Origin of the sequence: Romboutsia lituseburensis, assembly GCF_024723825.1 — a bacterium.
In the GTDB taxonomy this organism is placed as follows: Bacteria; Bacillota; Clostridia; order Peptostreptococcales; family Peptostreptococcaceae; genus Romboutsia_F; species Romboutsia_F lituseburensis_A.
Genome location: NZ_JANQBQ010000002.1, coordinates 40,857 through 58,572, shown reverse-complemented (window position 1 = coordinate 58,572; position 17,716 = coordinate 40,857). Strand labels below are relative to the sequence as shown.

The 17,716-nt window shown below is 27.3% G+C and carries 24 protein-coding genes; 11 read left to right on the top strand and 13 right to left on the bottom strand.

What is annotated here, in order from left to right; all coding sequences use genetic code 11:
- Positions 1-58 precede the first annotated feature (58 nt).
- Complete coding sequence (locus NWE74_RS18645; protein WP_258244560.1) at positions 59-1,048, bottom strand: S66 family peptidase; 990 nt, start codon at positions 1,046-1,048, stop codon at positions 59-61.
- 237 nt (positions 1,049-1,285) lie between these two features.
- Here NWE74_RS18645 and NWE74_RS18640 point away from each other — a divergent pair, with 237 nt between their 5' ends.
- The 4 genes from NWE74_RS18640 (at position 1,286) to NWE74_RS18625 (ending at position 3,925) form a co-directional block, all read left to right on the top strand.
- Entirely contained in the window at positions 1,286-1,831 is a 546-nt protein-coding gene (locus NWE74_RS18640; protein ID WP_258244559.1) for a GNAT family N-acetyltransferase, read from the top strand.
- 58 nt (positions 1,832-1,889) lie between these two features.
- Positions 1,890-2,876 (top strand): S41 family peptidase, encoded by a 987-nt coding sequence (locus NWE74_RS18635; protein ID WP_258244558.1) that lies wholly within the window; start codon positions 1,890-1,892, stop codon positions 2,874-2,876.
- A 144-nt stretch (positions 2,877-3,020) separates the two neighbouring features.
- Positions 3,021-3,209 (top strand): hypothetical protein, encoded by a 189-nt coding sequence (locus NWE74_RS18630; protein WP_258244557.1) that lies wholly within the window; start codon positions 3,021-3,023, stop codon positions 3,207-3,209.
- Positions 3,210-3,421: 212 nt separating this feature from the next.
- Positions 3,422-3,925 (top strand): hypothetical protein, encoded by a 504-nt coding sequence (locus NWE74_RS18625; protein WP_258244556.1) that lies wholly within the window; start codon positions 3,422-3,424, stop codon positions 3,923-3,925.
- Between the two features lie 141 nt (positions 3,926-4,066).
- Here the strand turns inward: NWE74_RS18625 and NWE74_RS18620 are convergent, their stop codons facing one another.
- Together NWE74_RS18620 and NWE74_RS18615 are read right to left on the bottom strand one after the other, a co-directional pair.
- Positions 4,067-4,237, bottom strand: a complete 171-nt coding sequence (locus NWE74_RS18620; RefSeq protein ID WP_258244555.1) for a hypothetical protein — start codon at positions 4,235-4,237, stop codon at positions 4,067-4,069.
- 39 nt (positions 4,238-4,276) lie between these two features.
- Complete coding sequence (locus NWE74_RS18615) at positions 4,277-4,603, bottom strand: hypothetical protein (protein ID WP_258244554.1); 327 nt, start codon at positions 4,601-4,603, stop codon at positions 4,277-4,279.
- A gap of 310 nt (positions 4,604-4,913) precedes the next feature.
- Here NWE74_RS18615 and NWE74_RS18610 point away from each other — a divergent pair, with 310 nt between their 5' ends.
- Complete coding sequence (locus tag NWE74_RS18610) at positions 4,914-5,558, top strand: HAD family hydrolase (protein ID WP_258244553.1); 645 nt, start codon at positions 4,914-4,916, stop codon at positions 5,556-5,558.
- 127 nt (positions 5,559-5,685) lie between these two features.
- Here the strand turns inward: NWE74_RS18610 and NWE74_RS18605 are convergent, their stop codons facing one another.
- Positions 5,686-6,198 carry a GNAT family N-acetyltransferase gene (locus NWE74_RS18605; protein WP_092727521.1) on the bottom strand — a complete coding sequence of 171 codons (513 nt, stop codon included), beginning with the start codon at positions 6,196-6,198 and terminating at the stop codon, positions 5,686-5,688.
- Between the two features lie 162 nt (positions 6,199-6,360).
- On the opposite strand from NWE74_RS18605, the gene NWE74_RS18600 reads away from it, so the two are divergent.
- The 4 genes from NWE74_RS18600 (at position 6,361) to NWE74_RS18585 (ending at position 10,657) form a co-directional block, all read left to right on the top strand.
- On the top strand, positions 6,361-7,047 hold the full coding sequence (locus NWE74_RS18600; RefSeq protein WP_258244552.1) for a response regulator transcription factor: 687 nt from the start codon (positions 6,361-6,363) through the stop codon (positions 7,045-7,047).
- An 8-nt stretch (positions 7,048-7,055) separates the two neighbouring features.
- Entirely contained in the window at positions 7,056-8,093 is a 1,038-nt protein-coding gene (locus tag NWE74_RS18595) for a sensor histidine kinase (RefSeq protein ID WP_258244551.1), read from the top strand.
- A gap of 72 nt (positions 8,094-8,165) precedes the next feature.
- Positions 8,166-8,843, top strand: a complete 678-nt coding sequence (locus NWE74_RS18590) for an ABC transporter ATP-binding protein (RefSeq protein ID WP_258244550.1) — start codon at positions 8,166-8,168, stop codon at positions 8,841-8,843.
- 2 nt (positions 8,844-8,845) lie between these two features.
- Positions 8,846-10,657, top strand: a complete 1,812-nt coding sequence (locus NWE74_RS18585) for an ABC transporter permease (protein ID WP_258244549.1) — start codon at positions 8,846-8,848, stop codon at positions 10,655-10,657.
- Between the two features lie 368 nt (positions 10,658-11,025).
- Here NWE74_RS18585 and NWE74_RS18580 read toward each other — a convergent pair whose 3' ends face one another.
- The 6 genes from NWE74_RS18580 to NWE74_RS18555 all read right to left on the bottom strand — a co-directional run bounded on the left by NWE74_RS18580 (position 11,026) and on the right by NWE74_RS18555 (position 13,994).
- Positions 11,026-11,298 (bottom strand): hypothetical protein, encoded by a 273-nt coding sequence (locus NWE74_RS18580; RefSeq protein ID WP_258244548.1) that lies wholly within the window; start codon positions 11,296-11,298, stop codon positions 11,026-11,028.
- A 10-nt stretch (positions 11,299-11,308) separates the two neighbouring features.
- On the bottom strand, positions 11,309-11,710 hold the full coding sequence (locus tag NWE74_RS18575) for an SHOCT-like domain-containing protein (protein WP_258244547.1): 402 nt from the start codon (positions 11,708-11,710) through the stop codon (positions 11,309-11,311).
- Positions 11,711-11,735: 25 nt separating this feature from the next.
- The gene (locus tag NWE74_RS18570; RefSeq protein ID WP_258244546.1) at positions 11,736-12,098 is read right to left on the bottom strand and encodes a DUF2089 domain-containing protein; all 363 of its coding nucleotides are present in this window, start codon (positions 12,096-12,098) and stop codon (positions 11,736-11,738) included.
- A gap of 350 nt (positions 12,099-12,448) precedes the next feature.
- Complete coding sequence (locus NWE74_RS18565; RefSeq protein ID WP_258244545.1) at positions 12,449-12,817, bottom strand: hypothetical protein; 369 nt, start codon at positions 12,815-12,817, stop codon at positions 12,449-12,451.
- 131 nt (positions 12,818-12,948) lie between these two features.
- The gene (locus tag NWE74_RS18560) at positions 12,949-13,344 is read right to left on the bottom strand and encodes a hypothetical protein (protein WP_258244544.1); all 396 of its coding nucleotides are present in this window, start codon (positions 13,342-13,344) and stop codon (positions 12,949-12,951) included.
- Between the two features lie 89 nt (positions 13,345-13,433).
- A complete protein-coding gene (locus NWE74_RS18555) occupies positions 13,434-13,994 on the bottom strand; it encodes a hypothetical protein (protein WP_258244543.1) in 561 nt (186 codons plus the stop codon).
- Positions 13,995-14,848: 854 nt separating this feature from the next.
- Here NWE74_RS18555 and NWE74_RS18550 point away from each other — a divergent pair.
- Positions 14,849-15,670: a hypothetical protein gene (locus NWE74_RS18550; protein ID WP_258244542.1), complete on the top strand. Its 822-nt coding sequence runs from the start codon at positions 14,849-14,851 to the stop codon at positions 15,668-15,670.
- A 103-nt stretch (positions 15,671-15,773) separates the two neighbouring features.
- On the opposite strand, the gene NWE74_RS18545 is transcribed toward NWE74_RS18550, so the two are convergent.
- The 3 genes from NWE74_RS18545 to NWE74_RS18535 all read right to left on the bottom strand — a co-directional run bounded on the left by NWE74_RS18545 (position 15,774) and on the right by NWE74_RS18535 (position 16,622).
- Positions 15,774-15,998: a DUF2922 domain-containing protein gene (locus tag NWE74_RS18545; protein ID WP_258244541.1), complete on the bottom strand. Its 225-nt coding sequence runs from the start codon at positions 15,996-15,998 to the stop codon at positions 15,774-15,776.
- 24 nt (positions 15,999-16,022) lie between these two features.
- Positions 16,023-16,256 (bottom strand): DUF1659 domain-containing protein, encoded by a 234-nt coding sequence (locus NWE74_RS18540; RefSeq protein ID WP_258244540.1) that lies wholly within the window; start codon positions 16,254-16,256, stop codon positions 16,023-16,025.
- 165 nt (positions 16,257-16,421) lie between these two features.
- Entirely contained in the window at positions 16,422-16,622 is a 201-nt protein-coding gene (locus NWE74_RS18535) for a cold-shock protein (protein ID WP_092727533.1), read from the bottom strand.
- A 684-nt stretch (positions 16,623-17,306) separates the two neighbouring features.
- Here NWE74_RS18535 and NWE74_RS18530 point away from each other — a divergent pair.
- Positions 17,307-17,504, top strand: coding sequence for a helix-turn-helix transcriptional regulator (locus NWE74_RS18530; RefSeq protein ID WP_258244539.1), 198 nt, complete (start codon positions 17,307-17,309; stop codon positions 17,502-17,504).
- Positions 17,505-17,716 lie beyond the last annotated feature (212 nt).

The window sequence follows — 17,716 nt, the reverse complement described above, 5'->3', positions numbered from 1 at the left end:
GCAACTTTTTATTGAAGAATTTCTAAATTATTATTTGTATCTTGACTATAACATGCAGTTATTCAATAATAGAAACTCTTTTATTTGTTGCATCAAGTTCAACTGTACATCCAATTGGCAAAGTTATCATTGGATGAGTATGGCAGCAATCAAATTCAGCTAAGAAAGGAATCTCTTTGTCACCTAAGACTTCTAATAATATTTCATATGGTTTTCTACCTGTGTTAGAATCTTTAAATAATTCATGTTTACCTAAAATAATTCCTGAAACTTTATCAAATACACCACTTAACTTTAATAATGAAAAACTTCTCTCAATAGTAGCACAATCATGTAGAGAATCTTCAATAAGAAGTATATCTCCTTTTTTTATCTCAGGCATATATTCTGTATTCCAAATGCCCGTCATAGTATTTAAATTTCCACCAATTAATCTACCTTGTACTTTACCTTCATAGACAGTGATTAACTCATTTTCTACTCTACTTTTTTCTCTATCTTGATTTTCCCAATCAATGAATTCATCAGTCCAAAAATCTGGATTTTCAATAATATGAGGGTAACTGATGCCATTTACTAATATATCTTCAAAGTATTTATAAGTTAAATCAACATATGGTTTTAACTCTCCAAAAGAGGCTACTAGTGCTGGTCCATAATATGTTGAAATGCCTGTTTTAGCATAAATTCCTAATAATATAGCTGTAACATCTGAATATCCGATTATAGGCTTTGGATTTTCCTTAAACGCCTCGTAATCTATATATGGAAGTAATGAATTTGAGTTCATTCCTCCAATAGTAGACATAATACACTTTACTTTAGGATTTCTAATTAAGTTATTTAGTTCTTCTGATCTTTCTTTAATACTTCCAGATCTATAAAAATCACTTTTTCCTGTTAAGTTACCTTCTATAATCTTGAATCCTTTATCCTGTAGGTACTTAACTCCTCTTTGAAATCTTTTTGGAGTATAAGCTGTTATAGGTGTTGATGGTGAAAAAATACCTATAGCATCTCCTTTTTTTAACTTAAAATTATTCTTCACTATGTTTCCTCCAATCTTAATTTATATAGTAATAGTTAATTTTTTACATTATACTCCTTATTTAACAATTTTCCAAATAAGAAATATCTATGCTGAGAGATTTAAGGATTAATTTAGTTAAATAAATATGATATATATCTTAAGATATGGTAGAGCATTTAAAAGTATTTACTTTAATGGGTATTTATTATTGCTAATATAATATAATTTATAATAATAAAAATGGGGTGGGTATGAATGGATTTTCCAGTATTAGAAACGATAAGGTTATATTTAAGAAAAATTACCACTGATGATGCAAATGATATATTTGAATATTTATCTAATGATAAAGTAACTAGATATTTAGGCAAAAAATCAGTAATCAACATGGAAGAGGTATATGATCTAATTAATGAATTAGATACTAGGTATGATGAATGTAGAGGTATCAGGTGGGGCGTAATAGATAAAGAAAGTAGGAAACTAATTGGTACTATTGGTTATGATGCAGTGCAGGTTAAAAATAAAAGAGCAGACATAGGGTATGATATTAACTCAAATTACTGGAGACAAGGATTTGCAACAGAGGCTATAAATGAAATAATAAAGTTTGGATTTGATAAACTAGATTTAAATAGGATAGGGGCAGTTGCATTTACAGAGAATCTGGCATCTTTAAATTTACTTAAGAAAGTTGGATTTACAAAAGAAGGTGTATTAAGAGAATATATTATACAAAATGATGTGAAAAAAGATACTGTAGTTCTTTCTTTATTAAAAAGAGAATATTTAATTGATTGATACAAAATTAAACATTAGGGTAAGTAAAGGTTGTATAGCAATGAAAAGGAGTATATCGATGAAAAAGCTTATAAGTCTTTTGCTTGTTCTATCCGTAATTTTATCAACTGGTTGCACTAAATTTAATACAAAACTAGATAAAAAATTAAGCAATGAGCAGTGGGTTGAGGATATAGAATTTTTTAGCAAGGAGCTAAAATCAAGGCATCCTAACTTGTATTTAAATATATCAGAAAGTGAATTTGATAAAGAGATAAAGAACTTAAAGGAAAATATAAACTTTTTATCAGACATAGAAATTTCAATAAAACTAGAGCAAATTTTATCAATGCTTAAAGATGCACATACCAATATTTCTCTTATCGAAATGATTACCCCTCCAGGCGAAGCAAAGAGTTATGATAATATGCAAATCTTTCCAATTACTTATAAATGGTTTGATGATGGATTAAGAGTATATTCTTGTGACTCTAAACACAAAGAAATACTTGGGCTTAAATTAGTATCTATTAACGATATTGAATTAAATGAAATAATAAAAAAAGTATCAACAACTTATTCTTATGATAATAATGCTGGATTAAAATCTGGAATTACAAAATATATTTCAGTATATGAAATACTTAAATTTCTAGATATAGTAGATAATAATTCTGCTAAATTTGTATTTGAAAAAGAAAATGGTGATAAATATATTACAAATTTAGATACAATGAATTTTAAAAATGTAAACTATATAAATTTATCAACATTAATAAAAAATGAAAGTGAAATATCTACAAAGCCTACCAGATCCTATGATGATTATTGGTTTAAATATATAGAAAAAGATAATATCCTTTATTTTCAATACAATAAATGTATAAATAATAATTCATCTTGGCTAACTGATGAAGAAAAACGTAAAGCTCCTGATTTCTATAAATTCGTAGATGACCTTATAACCTCAATAAATTCTACCTCTTTTGATAAATTTGTAATAGATTTAAGAAACAATCCAGGCGGAACTCTAGGCTTAACTAATTACCTACTTATAGAATTGTAAGGTTTAACTAATATTAAACAAAATGCAAAAACGTATGTAATTACGAGTGAAAATACATTCTCATCTGCAACTCAAGCTGTGGTTGACATTGTAAATAACTTAGATGCAGTAGTGGTGGGTACAGAAACGGGATCCAATGTAAATATGACTACGATAAGAGACAATGATTTCGAACTACCAAATTCCAAAATAACAGTAAATTGCTCTAAAGATTTCATAAATAAAATCCCAGGATATAAAGGTGGATACAAACCAGATGTACAAATAGAGCCGAACTTTAAAAATTATATAAATGGAGTAGATGATTGTTATGAATTTATAAGAAATAATTAAAAGCTATATTTTTTTACTGATATTGCAATAATTAATATCTTGATAAATCCACTAATTGAGTTAGCTTTTACGGTAAAATGACCATTCACACATGAAATATTACCACTAAGGTAATATTTATTGATTAAATTTTACTTTAATGATAATTTATTAAAGTAAAAAAAGAGTTTAAATGGATATTTCAACTCATTAAATTGAGAGGATGTACTAAAATGTTAAGTAAGCAATGTTACATTATAATCAATGATAAATTTAGATTAGAAGAATTTGTAAATATATTAGGGAATTTTGCTAATGAAAAAAAGTTAGGTTTGGGTGTTGATTTACCCCTTGATTATTATATAGATGATTTTCATGATTATGATGTTGATTCATTTATTTCACAGATAAGACAAAACTATTTTGAAGAATTAAGACTACCTAAAAGTGAGATTTACAGACTTAAAAATGAAACAACTATGAATTTAGATTTTTCAATTGGATTACTTTATGTACCTAAAAATATAGATGATATAGAAAAATTTATAAAATTAGATGAGTTTTCATTTGTTGCTATTGTTATTGAAGAAAACATCGTAACTAATGTATTTTGGTATACTGAGGGATATGAAGGGATGGTTATTATTGTAGATGCAGAAAATAGTTCAAACTTTAAAGATTATCTACTCAATTACTTTAAAGAAAATAATAAAGATATGAGTAATATAAATGAATAGAGTTATATTATAAATTTAAAAAATATAGTTAATTTAGAAAAAACACCTCTAATTTAACTATATTTTTTTTAGTATAAATTCATTTACCACACTAAACTCACTTTAATGAGTTCAAAATATTAATTTTAAGAATAGTTCAAACTAATTAGCTTTATTTTTAGAATTAAATAAGGCTCTAATAAAAAGTGCTAAGGACATAACTAATAGTGCAATTTGGACATTACTACTAGAAGATGCAATTAAATATAAATCTATTAATATAAATCCTATTATAGGTAAATTCAATTTAAAATTTTTAGAAATATTTTTCATATAGATACCTCCTACAAAACTTGTTGATATATTATGTTTTTATTTAAAAAATATATTTTTTATAGTAACAAGTATTAGAAAAATAAAAAATAAGCTGCACATTGTTGTTTGAATTTTTGTGATTGTTTTATTACCATACTTATTTAAATCATATTTTTTTAATTGTCTGTTAAAATAAAGTACTGTAAAACAGTTTGACGCTGCGATTAGAACTAATAAGCCTAGCGTATAGACTGATATATTTAATTCTTTAAAAAGGCTAGGCAAAAAAATTACTAACATCAATAGAGTATTAGTTAGTTGTGGCCCAATTAAGTTGAATTTTTGTAGTTCATATACATTTCTTTTAATTTCTGTATCACTCATAAAATCTGATTCCCTCCCAATAATAAACTATATTTTTAGTCTAATATTTATTTTTATTTAAAATTTTAATATGTTGAGAAATAAAATTAATTTCAGTTTAATTATATTTAAATGAATTGTAAATAAGCTATGCGTGAATAGTTATTTAGAAAGCCTTAATGGTATATGTGGTTAGACCTAATGGTATAAATCATATTATCGTTTTACTTTTGTTAGTACATATCCATATCAGCTATATTAAACAATAAAATTATGCTATAGTTAACATAACAAATAAGTTGGAAAACGGAAACTTATAGGGGGAATAGATATGAATTTAAAACATTATATATTTGATTTAGATGGAACATTAATTGATACTGAACATGCTATATTAAAAACATGGCAAGATACATTAAAAGAATATGGTCATGAATATACATTAGATGAAGTAAAAGTGGTACTAGGCGTTACAACAGATATAGGCCTGCAACGATTGAATGCTAATGTGGATAAGAAATATACATACAAATGGCAGGAAAATTATGAGAAGTATTCTTCAAAAGCAGATTTTTTCGATGGGGCAAAGGAGATGCTTAGATATCTAAAAGAAAAAGGATGTTCTTTAGGAGCTGTATCATCGAGGAGCAAAAATGAGTACGAAAAATTCTTTGGGACATTTAATTTAGAAGAATTTTTCACGACTATTGTTTTGGAAGATGATACAAAGAATCATAAGCCAAATCCAGAACCATTACTTAAATATATTGAACTAACAGGAGTAGATAAAGATTCATGTATTTACATTGGTGATATGCCAACTGACATACAGTGTGCAAATAATGCAGGAATTATATCAGGGTTAGTAACGTGGAATAGTTCAGGAGTTTCTTGTGCAGAAGCAACACTGAGTTTTAGCAGTCCAAAAGAAGTTTGTGATTTAGTAACTACTAGAGCTTGTAGTTCTGTAGATTAAAGTAATTATGATGTCATAAAATATTTTAGTGAATGAAAAAAATAAGGCTGATACTAAGCCTTATTTTTATTTATATCTTTAAATTTAAAGAATATTAGATATATAGTTAATATCAAAAATAAAACGTTTACCCATTTAGGCCATTAGCTAAATCGATAAGAGCTTGATTCTCGACTCTATAAACAGTCCATTCATCCATAGGAATTGCTCCCATTTTTTTATAGAATTCTATAGAAGATTTATTCCAATCAAGACACCACCAATCTAATCTGCCACAGTCTCTATCTATAGCTATTTTTCCTAAAGCTGAAAGTAATGCCTTTCCAGCGCCAAGACCTCTCATACTTGGTCTTACATATAAATCTTCTAAGTATAAATTAGCTTTGCCTAAGAATGTAGAAAAATTATGGAAGAATAACGCAAATCCAATTGGTTCATTATTATATTCACCTATTATTACTTCAGCTTGTTTTTTAACAAATAAAGATTCATATAATATTTCTTCTGTTGCAACTACTTCACTTAATAGATTTTCATAATCTGCTAATTCTTTAATAAATGTAAGTATTAAGTTATTATCTTCTTTTGTTGCAAATCTAATTTTGAAATTAGGTATGTTAGTATTAATATAGTTTTTCATAAGATAGGCTCCTTTTATTTAGTTAGTAATTACATTTTTAATTATATCTTATTATTTAGAGGTTAGCAGAAATATTATAGTGACCACAGTTTGTTTATTGTACTTAATTGACTGACTGTATATAATAATATCGTATAGATTTTTGAAGGGCGGTGAAAGCAAATGAAACGTATTTTCTTTGTTGAAGATGATTTAAATTTAATAAATGGTTTATCTTTTGCTATCAAAAAGCAAGGATATGAAATAGATATTGCTCGTACGAGTATTGAAGCAGAAACATTATGGATAAATGGAAAATATGATTTAGTAATTTTAGATGTATCACTTCCAGATGGATCCGGATATGATTTATGTAAAAAAATTCGTAAAGTATCAAAGGTACCGATTATGTTTCTTACTGCTGCTGATGAGGAAACTGATATTATAATGGGACTTGATATCGGAGGCGATGATTATATTACAAAGCCTTTCAAGTTAGCAGTTTTTTTATCGAGAATGAATGCATTGCTTCGTAGAAGCGATAATTTTAATCAATTAGATACCGAATTAAATTCTAATGATATAAAAGTAGAATTATTAAAAAGAGAAGTCTATAAAAAAGGAGAACAACTTGACTTAACAGCAAGCGAGTATAAATTACTATGCCTGTTTATGGAAAATCCAGATAATGTTCTTTCACCAGAACAAATCTTAGGAAAACTATGGGACTGCAACGAAAATTATATAGATGGCAATACCCTTACTGTATATATACGTAGGCTGCGTACAAAAATTGAAGATAACCCAGGTCAACCACGAAACATAGTGACGGTTCGAGGCATGGGATATAAATGGAAGACTATAAATTGAGGTACAATATGAAAATATTAGCAAATAGAAAAATTAAATTACTTTTTTACTTAGTACTGTTATTCATAATAGTGTTTACCCTTATTTCAGTTGTTTTCATAGGTTTTAAATTAGAAAATGCAGCATTATATATACTTCTATTTTCTTTGTGTACGGATATCTTTATATTGGCAATTGGGTATTGGTACTTTAAGGAACAAAATAAAATTATGGAAAATGCCACAACACAAATTAGGGAATATATTTCTGGAAATCAAGATGCACGTATTGAATGTAATGATGAGGGTGAGCTATATAGACTATTTCATGAAGTAAATTCCTTAGTTTCTATTTTGAGCTCCAATGCTAAAAACAAAGAGAAATCAAAAAAATTTTTAAAAGATACCATATCCGATATTTCGCACCAATTAAAAACCCCACTTACGAATCTTAACATATATAACGGTATTATGCAGGACGAAGTAAATGATTTACCGGTAATAAAGGAATTTACTTATCTTTCAGAGCAGGAACTTGATAGAATAGAAATACTTGTACAAAATCTCTTAAAAATTACAAAATTTGATGCAGGAACAATTGTAATAGAAAAATCTATAGAAAATATATCTGAAATGATGGGCTATATTCAAAGACACTTTACATATCGTAACGAGCAGGAAGGAAAGATACTAAATTTTTCAGGAGATGACACTATCACTTTATTATGTGACCGTAACTGGTTAATTGAAGCAATTAGCAACATTGTTAAGAATGCCTTTGACCATACAAAAAAAGGAAATACTATCTGTATAGAATGGAAACAATTCGCTTCTATTATTCAAATTACTATAAAAGATAACGGAAGCGGTATTCATATAGAGGATTTACATCATATTTTTAAAAGGTTCTATCGTAGCCGTTTTTCTAAAGATACACAAGGTATTGGACTTGGCTTGCCCCTTGCAAAGCTTATTATAGAATCACATAGCGGAACAATAGAAGTTGACAGCGAATTAGGTATTGGAACAACATTTACAATCAATTTTTTAATTCCTACAGAATTGTAGGCTTAGTGTAATTTTACAGTAAGATTGACATGATAATCTTTCTATATAAATACAGAAAGAGGTGTTTAGACTATGAATTTATTAGAAGTTAAATCAATTTCTAAAACATATGGTAGTGGTGAGGCTGCCGTACATGCATTAAAAGACGCCAATTTTTCCGTCCCTAAAGGCGAGTTTGTAGCAGTCATCGGAGAATCAGGATCTGGCAAAAGTACACTTTTGAATATGGTAGGTGGACTTGATACTCCTACTTCTGGAAAGGTGTTTATTGATGGAAATGATATTTTTGAAATGAAAGATAGTAGCTTAACAATATTTCGTCGTAGGAACATTGGATTTATTTTTCAAAGTTTTAATTTAATTCCAGAATTAACAGTTGAGCAAAATATTATATTTCCTGTATTACTTGACTACCAGAAACCAGATAAAAAATATCTGGAAGAATTACTTACAGTACTTAATTTGAAAGAACGTCGCAATCATTTACCAAGTCAATTATCTGGTGGTCAACAGCAACGTGTAGCAATAGGGCGCGCTTTAATTACACGACCATCGATTATACTTGCGGATGAGCCAACAGGTAATTTAGATACGCAAAATAGCAGTGAAGTAATTGCATTACTAAAAGAGGCAGCGAAAAAGTATGAACAGACTATTATTCTGATTACACATAGCCGAAGTATAGCTCAGACTGCAGACAGAATACTGCAAGTTTCAGACGGTGTACTGACTGATTTTGGGAGGTGCTAAGAATGAAGAGCTATCTTAGTCTAATTCCGATTTCGGCCAAAGTACACAGACGTCAGAATCGTATGACTCTTCTATGTATAATTTTTGCTGTATTTTTGGTAACGGCTGTGTTTAGTATGGCAGACATGGGCGTTAGAATGGAGAAAATAAGATTATTGAATAAGCATGGTAGTATGGCACTTCAAGGATTAAGCAGTAATGAAACGGCACATACACTGTATTCTACTGCTGTAGTACTGTTTGCTCTGATACTTATTTCAGGAGTACTTATGATTTCAAGCAGCATAAACAGTATTGTTGCTCAAAGGACAAAGTTTTTTGGAATGATGCGATGTATTGGAATGAGCAGACAACAAATTATCCGTTTTGTAAGATTGGAATCCCTTAACTGGTGTAAAACTGCAGTACCGATAGGTGTTATGCTTGGAGTTATAATCACATGGGGGTTATGCGCTCTATTACGCTTTGTCGTCGTTGAGGAGTTTTCTGATATGCCCGTTTTTGGAATCAGCCCAATTGGTATTATTAGTGGAATTGTTGTTGGTGTTGTTACGGTTCTCATTGCTGCAAGTGTTCCGGCTAAACGCGCAGCTAAAGTATCTTCTATAACAGCAGTATCAGGTAATTCACAAAATACAAAAAATATGACTTATGGTGTGAATACACGTTTCTTAAAAATTGAAACTGCCCTTGGTATTCATCATGCAGTATCAGCAAAGAAAACTTTAATACTTATGACAAGTTCATTTGCGCTTAGTATTATACTTTTTTTGAGTTTTTCTGTCATGATAGAATTTGTTAATTGTCTTATGCCTCAGTCATCCAATGCTTCTGAAATTAACATTTTAAGCAATGAAAATTCAAATTCTATAAAGAATGAACTACTTTATAAGATTAGTAAAATGGAAGGTGTAGAACGGGTTTTTGGTCGTAGGAACTATCTTGATATTCCAGCAGAATTAAACAAATCTAATACGCCGTCAAATACGATTGATATCATATCCTATGATGAATTTGATTTAGATTGCCTTACGAAGGATAAACAGCTTAAAAAAGGTAGTGATATTTCAAAGGTATATGGGGATAGCAAATATGTACTTGCAACATGGGATAAAGAAAGTACGTTAGAGATTGGTGATAAAATACGAGTAGGCAGTAAGGAACTTGAAATTGCAGGTTTATTAAAATTTGACCCATTCAGCAGTGATGGCAATACAAATGGAAAAATAACTATCATTACTTCTGGAGAAACATTTAGGAACCTGACTGGTGTAAATGATTATTCACTTGTTATGATACAAACTAAAAAAAATGTGACGGACGAGAATGTCAAAGCAATTCGTAATGTAGTTGGTGGACAGTACAAATTTAGTGACCAACGTGACCAACAGACTGCGAGCACATATATGGCATTTTTATTCTTTATATATGGATTTTTAGCAATTATTGCTTTAGTTGCGGTATTAAATATTATGAATAGTATTTCTATGAGTGTATCTGCAAGAATAAAGCAGTATGGAGCCATGCGTGCGATTGGTATGGATGAACATCAAATAACAAAGATGATAGCTGCTGAAGCATTTACCTATGCTTTATCTGGCTGTGTTGTTGGCTGTATAGTTGGTCTATTGATTAGTAAACTTTTATATGACAATCTTATTACATCTCATTTTAACTACGCTACTTGGAGTGTGCCTGTTATACCGTTATTAATTATAATTCTATTTGTTTTCATTGCAGCTATTGCAGCGGTTTATACTCCATCAAAACGAATTCGAAACATATCTGTAACAGAGATGATAAATGAGCTGTAATTATATTAATTAGAATTTTATAAAAACATATTTTTTAATTAAACTCGATTAAGCTTAATAGAATACTTAATCGAGTTTAATTTTCTACATGAATATTATTAAAAATTTACTGTTTAAACATACTGAAAAGGATGTAAGTAAATTTTTAAAATATACATATATAAATTACTTATTACGCATATTTTTATTATATAAAAATATACCAGTTCCAATTACTGCAATTCCTAATACTGCAATTACCCAATATGGAATTGTTAAATAATATGAATTCATTTTTATCCCCCTTGCTTTATTTAAATAGATAATAATCCTTAAATACCTCAATCTCAATTTAAACTGAACTAGAAAATCATTTGAAAATTCTAATCTTAAATCTTGATCTTTACAATATCTCCATTTTCTTGCTCTATATCTACTAGATGTAGCCCCTTATGTCCTTTATTTAGGTATTTCAGACCTTGAATAATTACATCTACATCATTAGATCCAAATATATAATCTGCATTACTATTTTTAAGATGTTTGCTAAAATCTATTTTTATAAATGGCTTAGATACTCGAAGTAAAGTCGTTAGGACACCAATAGGTACTATTAGATTTATATTAACTTTATCCTCTTTGCTTTTTACTGTTATCTTCATATCCAAACACCTATTGTATCTCTACTATAACTTTGTCTTTTCCATCTTCTACCTCTACAATTCTTCCAACAAATCCATTATCTATTGCATCCATTAATTTTGCTATATCTATGTTATGTTTTTCTAGTTGGTCACTGTACATACTTCCTATTCCACCCATTATTTTTATAAATTCTAACGGTATATTAATCTTAACCGTACTTCCATCTTGGCTTTTTACTCTTACGAATAACATTTTTCCTCTATTGCCATCATTTTTTATATCAAAGAAATCATCATTTTCAAATTTTTCATCCTTAACAACAACTTCACACTTTTTGTTAGTATCTAATACATCTAATAACCCGATGGCCTCCTCAGCAGTTATTTTTCCCTCTTCAACCATCTTTAAGATTCTCTTTTTATCTTCCATCTTAAACTCTCCTTTATATTTAAATTTATAATTTCTTTAAAAGATTAACAGCCTCTTCAGAGCTTATTTCCTTATTTTCTAACATATCCATTATTTTTTCTTTTTCTTTAGTTGTATCTTTTTTTATCACTAGACCTAATGCATTATTAATTTCATCAAGCTTACCTCTTACGGTTGGGTAAGATATGCCGAGTTGTTTTTCAACGTCTTTTATATTTCCTCTGCATGCTAAAAATACTTCTACAAAATTTAGTTGGTCTTTTGATAATCTATCAAATTTTGAAATTGAAAATTCATTCTCTATAATTGTGTTGCAATGATTGCATTTTAATTTCATAATCTTCATCTCTTCCGTACAAACCGGACACTTAGTTATAACTTTATGCACTTTATCACTTCCTTTAATATTAGTATATTAAATATCTTTAAAAATGTCATTAAAAACTTTGATATTTTTAATATTTATATTTAAAATATTGATTTTTAATATAAAATATATTGAAAAAATTAATATTGAAATAATTATTGTTAATATATAAATAAATATTATAGACCTTCATAGTAGATTTATGAAAAATCCATTAAAGTTTATTAGCGTAAGTAGTATCAACTTTTGTAAGTGCATTCTATATTAAAGTTGCTTAATTCAAATTAGGGCACTTCTAAAAGTGCTTTAGGAATATAACATAAAACGTACTAAACAAAAACTACACACCTAATTTAGATGTGTAGCTTTGTTTAATCTCCTTGACTAACAATTTTTTTATTGTTAGCCAATGCAAATGTACATGTTTTTATCATAGTGTTAGCAAATTCTATAAATTCTTCTTTTTCAACTTCGCAATTTTCAAATTTATTAATAGAATCTAAATAATCCAATGTATCTTTTTGGATTATTACTTTAGATGCATCAATTAATAATTTAATTTCATCGAATGTTAATAGCTTATCACCATAAGGATCCAACTCAATAAAAATATCTACTTCTCCATTAAAAATCTCTTTATTTTTATAAATTAAATCATCCATATAATCATCAAGATAAGCAAATCTTTCTTTTCCAAATCCGCTATCTATACTCTCTGATAACTTGAAATGCATTCCCATACAAAATCACCTCACAAAATATATTTTAAATTTCACTTAAACGTGAATATTAGTTATTTAATAGAAAAACATCTTCTTTAAAAAAATGTTTTTAAATGTACCTTTAGGGACTAGAATTTTTGAATTTAACTTTACTTAGATTTAAATGTATTTAGGTTTTTATCTAATTGATCTTCTATAGATTCATTTATTATTAAACCCTTAAAGTAATAACTTACAACCTTATTTAAAGTCGCTACGTATTCTAGTCTATCTTCATAAGTTGGAAAAGATTTCATATCATAAAAAAGACTTTCGCATAATAATATGCCTAGTATGTACTCATGAATATGACTGATTCTACTTGCTATATGACGATCAATTACAGATATATTGCTTTGACTTAAATCATATTTAGTTATTTCAATTATAGATTCACATAATTCTATAAATTTATCTTTTCTAAAGTTCCATTCTTCATGTAAAAAATATATAAAACTTTCATTATCACCTATATCATTATCTTCTATGACTTTCATATATTTCAATATCTATCAACCTCCGTTAAATTAAAGCTTTATACTTCATCCACGTATCCTAGACGTATTATGATTTACTAAATGTTAATTATCATAAATTAATTAGCCCAATCATCAATCTCAAAGATATCATTAATCCAATGTTCAAATACTTTAAGCAAATTATCCCATTTAATATTTTTGCTATATATCTTTAAGTATTTATATTTTTCATCTGACATAATTAATTTATTTTTTATTTTTTCATTTAAAATTTCATTATTACATTCTATATAAAATAATATATTGGTTTCATCCAATAATTTATAGGAATACCCATCAAAATCAATACCATTTATACAGCAATATGGATGTGCATGTCCTATATATTCATATATGTTTATATTGTATTTTTTTATTTTACTCAAAACTTCATTTAACTCACTTTTATCAATGTAAAAAATATAAGACATATCTGAATATAAATTCTCATTTAAATCCAATATATCTATAGATATTTCTTCTAAAGTTAATAATAATCTATCTTCATTTAAATCATCTAAATTTTCTATTCCAAAATATTTTTTTATAGTTTTTATTTGAATCTCTTCAAATTCTCTTAAGATACTTGATTTGTTTAAATCATCTCCATAGATTAAAAATTTTTTATTCAAAGACATTTTAAGTCTCTCCTTTTACATAATATAGTACACATCATATTTGTACCTACTTAACCTACATCATTATCTAGTCTCTAATACTTTTTTATTTTTATATAAAATCTTTGTTTGTATAAGCTATCATAAATTTAAAAGATAAACAATATGATTTACCTCAATAGGCATTTTCAATGTTTAAATGGATAGGTTAATTCAATTTTATAAATCAGGAGAAATGGACAATTCTGTGCTAATGAAAGAAATCAATGTAACAAAAATACCTAACAGTTTACAGCTGGATTGGGAGTAATACTTTTGATGTAGATAATGAGAACCCTTAGAATCCATTCATTTGGACTCTAAGGGTATTTTAATTGTAGAAAGTAAGTATACATGACTCTAATTTAATTAATGCTTTTTAAGCATATTAAGATAGCATGTAATTTTTATAGATTTAGAAATTATCCAAATAGATAATAATGTGAATATGATCCAATTCTGACCATTAAAATAAAAATCAAATAATTGCATAGTTATTATTATAAATACGATTATTGATTTCACCTATGAATATTAAATATAAAAAAACACTCAATGAAAATATTGCAACACTACATAAAACGATGCCTAATATATTTTTATTTTTCATTATTTTACCCCTTATATATTTTATAAACTTAAGTTTATCTTAGCATACAAAACTAAATAGATTCAAGTTTATAGCGAAGTAAGTTCGTTAAAAAGACATATTTTATATATTTTTTATTATAGTTAATTAAGCATATTATTTAAAAAGTAAATATATATATTTACTTTTCAAATAATAATAATATACGTTATAATAAAGTATATTATTATTTTATAGGAAGTGTTATATGAGTATACAAGAATATAATGAAGAAAAACCAGCATTAATAAATTCAATAGTATGTGCAATAGATATACTAGGATTTTCACAAATGATACAAGAATCATGTGAACAAGGATATGGTAATAATTTATTAGCAGAAATAAACTACCTAATAAATAAAAATAAAAGTTGTATAATACCGAATAAATATAGCAAAGGTAGGATAAAAATATTTACTGATAATATGGTAGTGGCATACCCAATATCAGGGGATGCAGAACAAGAGTTAGATGAAATACTAGATAATGTATCAGAATATCAATTCAACTTAGCTTTAGAAGGATTATTTGTAAGAGGTGGAATTAGTACAGGTGATTTCTATATAAATGAGGATATAGTATTTGGACCGGCATTACTTGAGGCGCACAATGTAGAAAGTAAACTAGCATGCTATCCAAGGATTGTAATAGACGATAAGACAACCAATCTATTAAAAAAACATATTAAATACTATGATGTGGCACCTCAGACTGCAAAAGTTCTGATAGATACTGATGGTAGATGGTTCTTAAATTATTTAAATACTATATTCAAGTACTATACGCAATGTAGCAATGAGTATGAATTTGAAAGAGTACAATATGCTTTACTATTGAGACATAAAAATAAGTTAGAAGAAATGCTATGTGATCATAGTACTAATATGAGAGTATGGGATAAATATGTATGGACTGCAAATTATCATAATTATTTTTGCGATATAAATTTCCCTGGTGAAAAAGATTTAAAAATAGATAGAAAACTATTATTATCTTGGCCTAGAAATATAAAGTCAAGAGATTTATAGAAATACACGCAAAAAAGGACTTTAATATTAAAGTCCTTTTTTATGTTTTTATGTGAGAGGTTTATTTATTAAGCTTTTCATCTCCTCTCACATTTATTTTATATTAAGCTAAATCAAATTCTTGTGTATTAGTTTCAACTACTCTAGCATCAATACAAGCTGTTAAATCATCTCCATTATCAGAGAAGACTTTTTTATCAACTATTACTTGCATAGCATTTTTGATTTCACCTTGGCTTATATCCTCTCTAGGTTCATCAACTGATATTGAAACCTTTTTACCTAATTCTGTTTTAAAACTCATAACTAATCTCTTTTTAGTTTCCATTTACATTTTCCTCCTTATTTAAAATTAAGCTGACAATACTGTATTATCTACTCTTGAAACCTCTAATAATGAGAACTTAGTGTTATCCATTAGATTAAATATTATCTCTCCAACTTCATATAGTACATCATTAGAAGCAGATGGATTAACATTTCCATAAGTTCTTGATTTTACTATTAACTTATCAGTTTCAGGATCTTTGCCTGCTGAAAGTCTTAATTTTAATCCACTTGGATTTTTAGTTGCTACTACAGCCATTTTAAATTCTTCCTTGGTTTTTAATTTATTTAAGATGATAGTAGCCCACTATAGAGTGAAAAATATAATAAAAAATTTTACAAAATTCCTTTGTTTGATTAGTAAGAGTTTTATTGCAATAAAAAAAGACACAAAATGTGTCTTTTTTACGAACTTATATATATATTATAATACAGTTACGTTTTCTGCTTGAGGACCTCTAGCACCTTTAACTATATCAAAGTTTACTTTTTGTCCTTCTTCTAATGATTTAAAACCATCAGTTTGTATAGCTGAGAAATGTACGAATACGTCATCTCCACCTTCTACTGATATGAAACCAAATCCTTTTTCATTGTTAAACCATTTTACTATTCCGTTATTCATTAAAAATACTCCTGTAACCTATTAATAGGTCTTCTTAAATTTATTTGTGTATTGCTACAAATAATACTATATCACATATTAGAAATAATAGATAGTCTTTTATTTAAATTATTAGTTTTTATTTATTACCAGTTTTATTATAAATCGAGTATATTCATTCTATCTATTTCAGAATTTAGCTTTACTCCCTTTCGAAAGTCATATGATCTATATGGTGACATTCCTAATATCTAAATGCTAATTATCTATTTTGATAAGATAATTAGCATTTAGATATTAATTAAATTAGCACTTAGTACACGTACAATAATAGAAACACATAAATAAATTTATAAGCTATAATCTATACTTTTTATTGATATCAATATTAATTATGAATATACCCAAATTCTAATCTCACTGTGCTATAATTAAGGTAAATCAATATCTGTGGTTTAAACTAAATCTTAAAATATTTTTTAATAAACTAACATTCCTACAAGTAGCCATGTAGAGTGTATAGTTTATTTTTTTGTTCAAATATAATTAAGTTTATACATATTACTTTATATTTATATAGAAAAAAGGAAAGTAAACTTGACAATATATAAATACAACTATACAATTTAATGGAAAGTAACCTTTACATATGAATTTAATAAGAAATGGATAGCTAACTTTTCTTAAAGAAAAGGAGAGAAGATTTTGAAGAATCGTTTAGAAGAAGTTAGAAAACAAAATAAAGTAACTCAAGAGGAATTAGCAGCTGCGCTAGAAGTATCAAGACAGACCATAGGGTCGTTAGAAAATGGTAGATATAATCCATCTATAATATTGGCATTTAAAATTGCCAGATATTTTGGAATGTCTATTGAAGAAATATTTATTTATGAGGAGGATTAAAAATGAAAACTGTAAAGTTACATAAAGAAAAAGCGAAACTTATATTTCATCGACCCTATTAGGGGATTCAGCATCATCTCTTGGACTTTCGCTGTTCCAAGTAAAAAGAATCTTTACTTTTATCAAAAGATCAGAAACATATACTAATGAACAAATTGAATTTAAAGATGAAAGAAATATCATGTTAGTAGAAAAATCAAAATCATGTGCTT

Bases quoted from the DNA above. Each gene is read 5' to 3' on its own strand.
- NWE74_RS18635 (WP_258244558.1), top strand. From the start codon at position 1,890: ATGAAAAAGCTTATAAGTCTTTTGCTTGTTCTATCCGTAATTTTATCA.
- NWE74_RS18600 (WP_258244552.1), top strand. From the start codon at position 6,361: ATGAAACGTATTTTCTTTGTTGAAGATGATTTAAATTTAATAAATGGT.
- NWE74_RS18550 (WP_258244542.1), top strand. From the start codon at position 14,849: ATGAGTATACAAGAATATAATGAAGAAAAACCAGCATTAATAAATTCA.
- NWE74_RS18590 (WP_258244550.1), top strand. From the start codon at position 8,166: ATGAATTTATTAGAAGTTAAATCAATTTCTAAAACATATGGTAGTGGT.
- NWE74_RS18575 (WP_258244547.1), bottom strand. From the start codon at position 11,710: ATGGAAGATAAAAAGAGAATCTTAAAGATGGTTGAAGAGGGAAAAATA.
- NWE74_RS18610 (WP_258244553.1), top strand. From the start codon at position 4,914: ATGAATTTAAAACATTATATATTTGATTTAGATGGAACATTAATTGAT.
- NWE74_RS18630 (WP_258244557.1), top strand. From the start codon at position 3,021: ATGACTACGATAAGAGACAATGATTTCGAACTACCAAATTCCAAAATA.
- NWE74_RS18595 (WP_258244551.1), top strand. From the start codon at position 7,056: ATGAAAATATTAGCAAATAGAAAAATTAAATTACTTTTTTACTTAGTA.
- NWE74_RS18585 (WP_258244549.1), top strand. From the start codon at position 8,846: ATGAAGAGCTATCTTAGTCTAATTCCGATTTCGGCCAAAGTACACAGA.
- NWE74_RS18565 (WP_258244545.1), bottom strand. From the start codon at position 12,817: ATGGGAATGCATTTCAAGTTATCAGAGAGTATAGATAGCGGATTTGGA.
- NWE74_RS18640 (WP_258244559.1), top strand. From the start codon at position 1,286: ATGGATTTTCCAGTATTAGAAACGATAAGGTTATATTTAAGAAAAATT.
- NWE74_RS18605 (WP_092727521.1), bottom strand. From the start codon at position 6,198: ATGAAAAACTATATTAATACTAACATACCTAATTTCAAAATTAGATTT.
- NWE74_RS18555 (WP_258244543.1), bottom strand. From the start codon at position 13,994: ATGTCTTTGAATAAAAAATTTTTAATCTATGGAGATGATTTAAACAAA.
- NWE74_RS18625 (WP_258244556.1), top strand. From the start codon at position 3,422: ATGTTAAGTAAGCAATGTTACATTATAATCAATGATAAATTTAGATTA.
- NWE74_RS18620 (WP_258244555.1), bottom strand. From the start codon at position 4,237: ATGAAAAATATTTCTAAAAATTTTAAATTGAATTTACCTATAATAGGA.
- NWE74_RS18535 (WP_092727533.1), bottom strand. From the start codon at position 16,622: ATGAATAACGGAATAGTAAAATGGTTTAACAATGAAAAAGGATTTGGT.
- NWE74_RS18545 (WP_258244541.1), bottom strand. From the start codon at position 15,998: ATGGAAACTAAAAAGAGATTAGTTATGAGTTTTAAAACAGAATTAGGT.
- NWE74_RS18580 (WP_258244548.1), bottom strand. From the start codon at position 11,298: ATGAAGATAACAGTAAAAAGCAAAGAGGATAAAGTTAATATAAATCTA.
- NWE74_RS18615 (WP_258244554.1), bottom strand. From the start codon at position 4,603: ATGAGTGATACAGAAATTAAAAGAAATGTATATGAACTACAAAAATTC.
- NWE74_RS18540 (WP_258244540.1), bottom strand. From the start codon at position 16,256: ATGGCTGTAGTAGCAACTAAAAATCCAAGTGGATTAAAATTAAGACTT.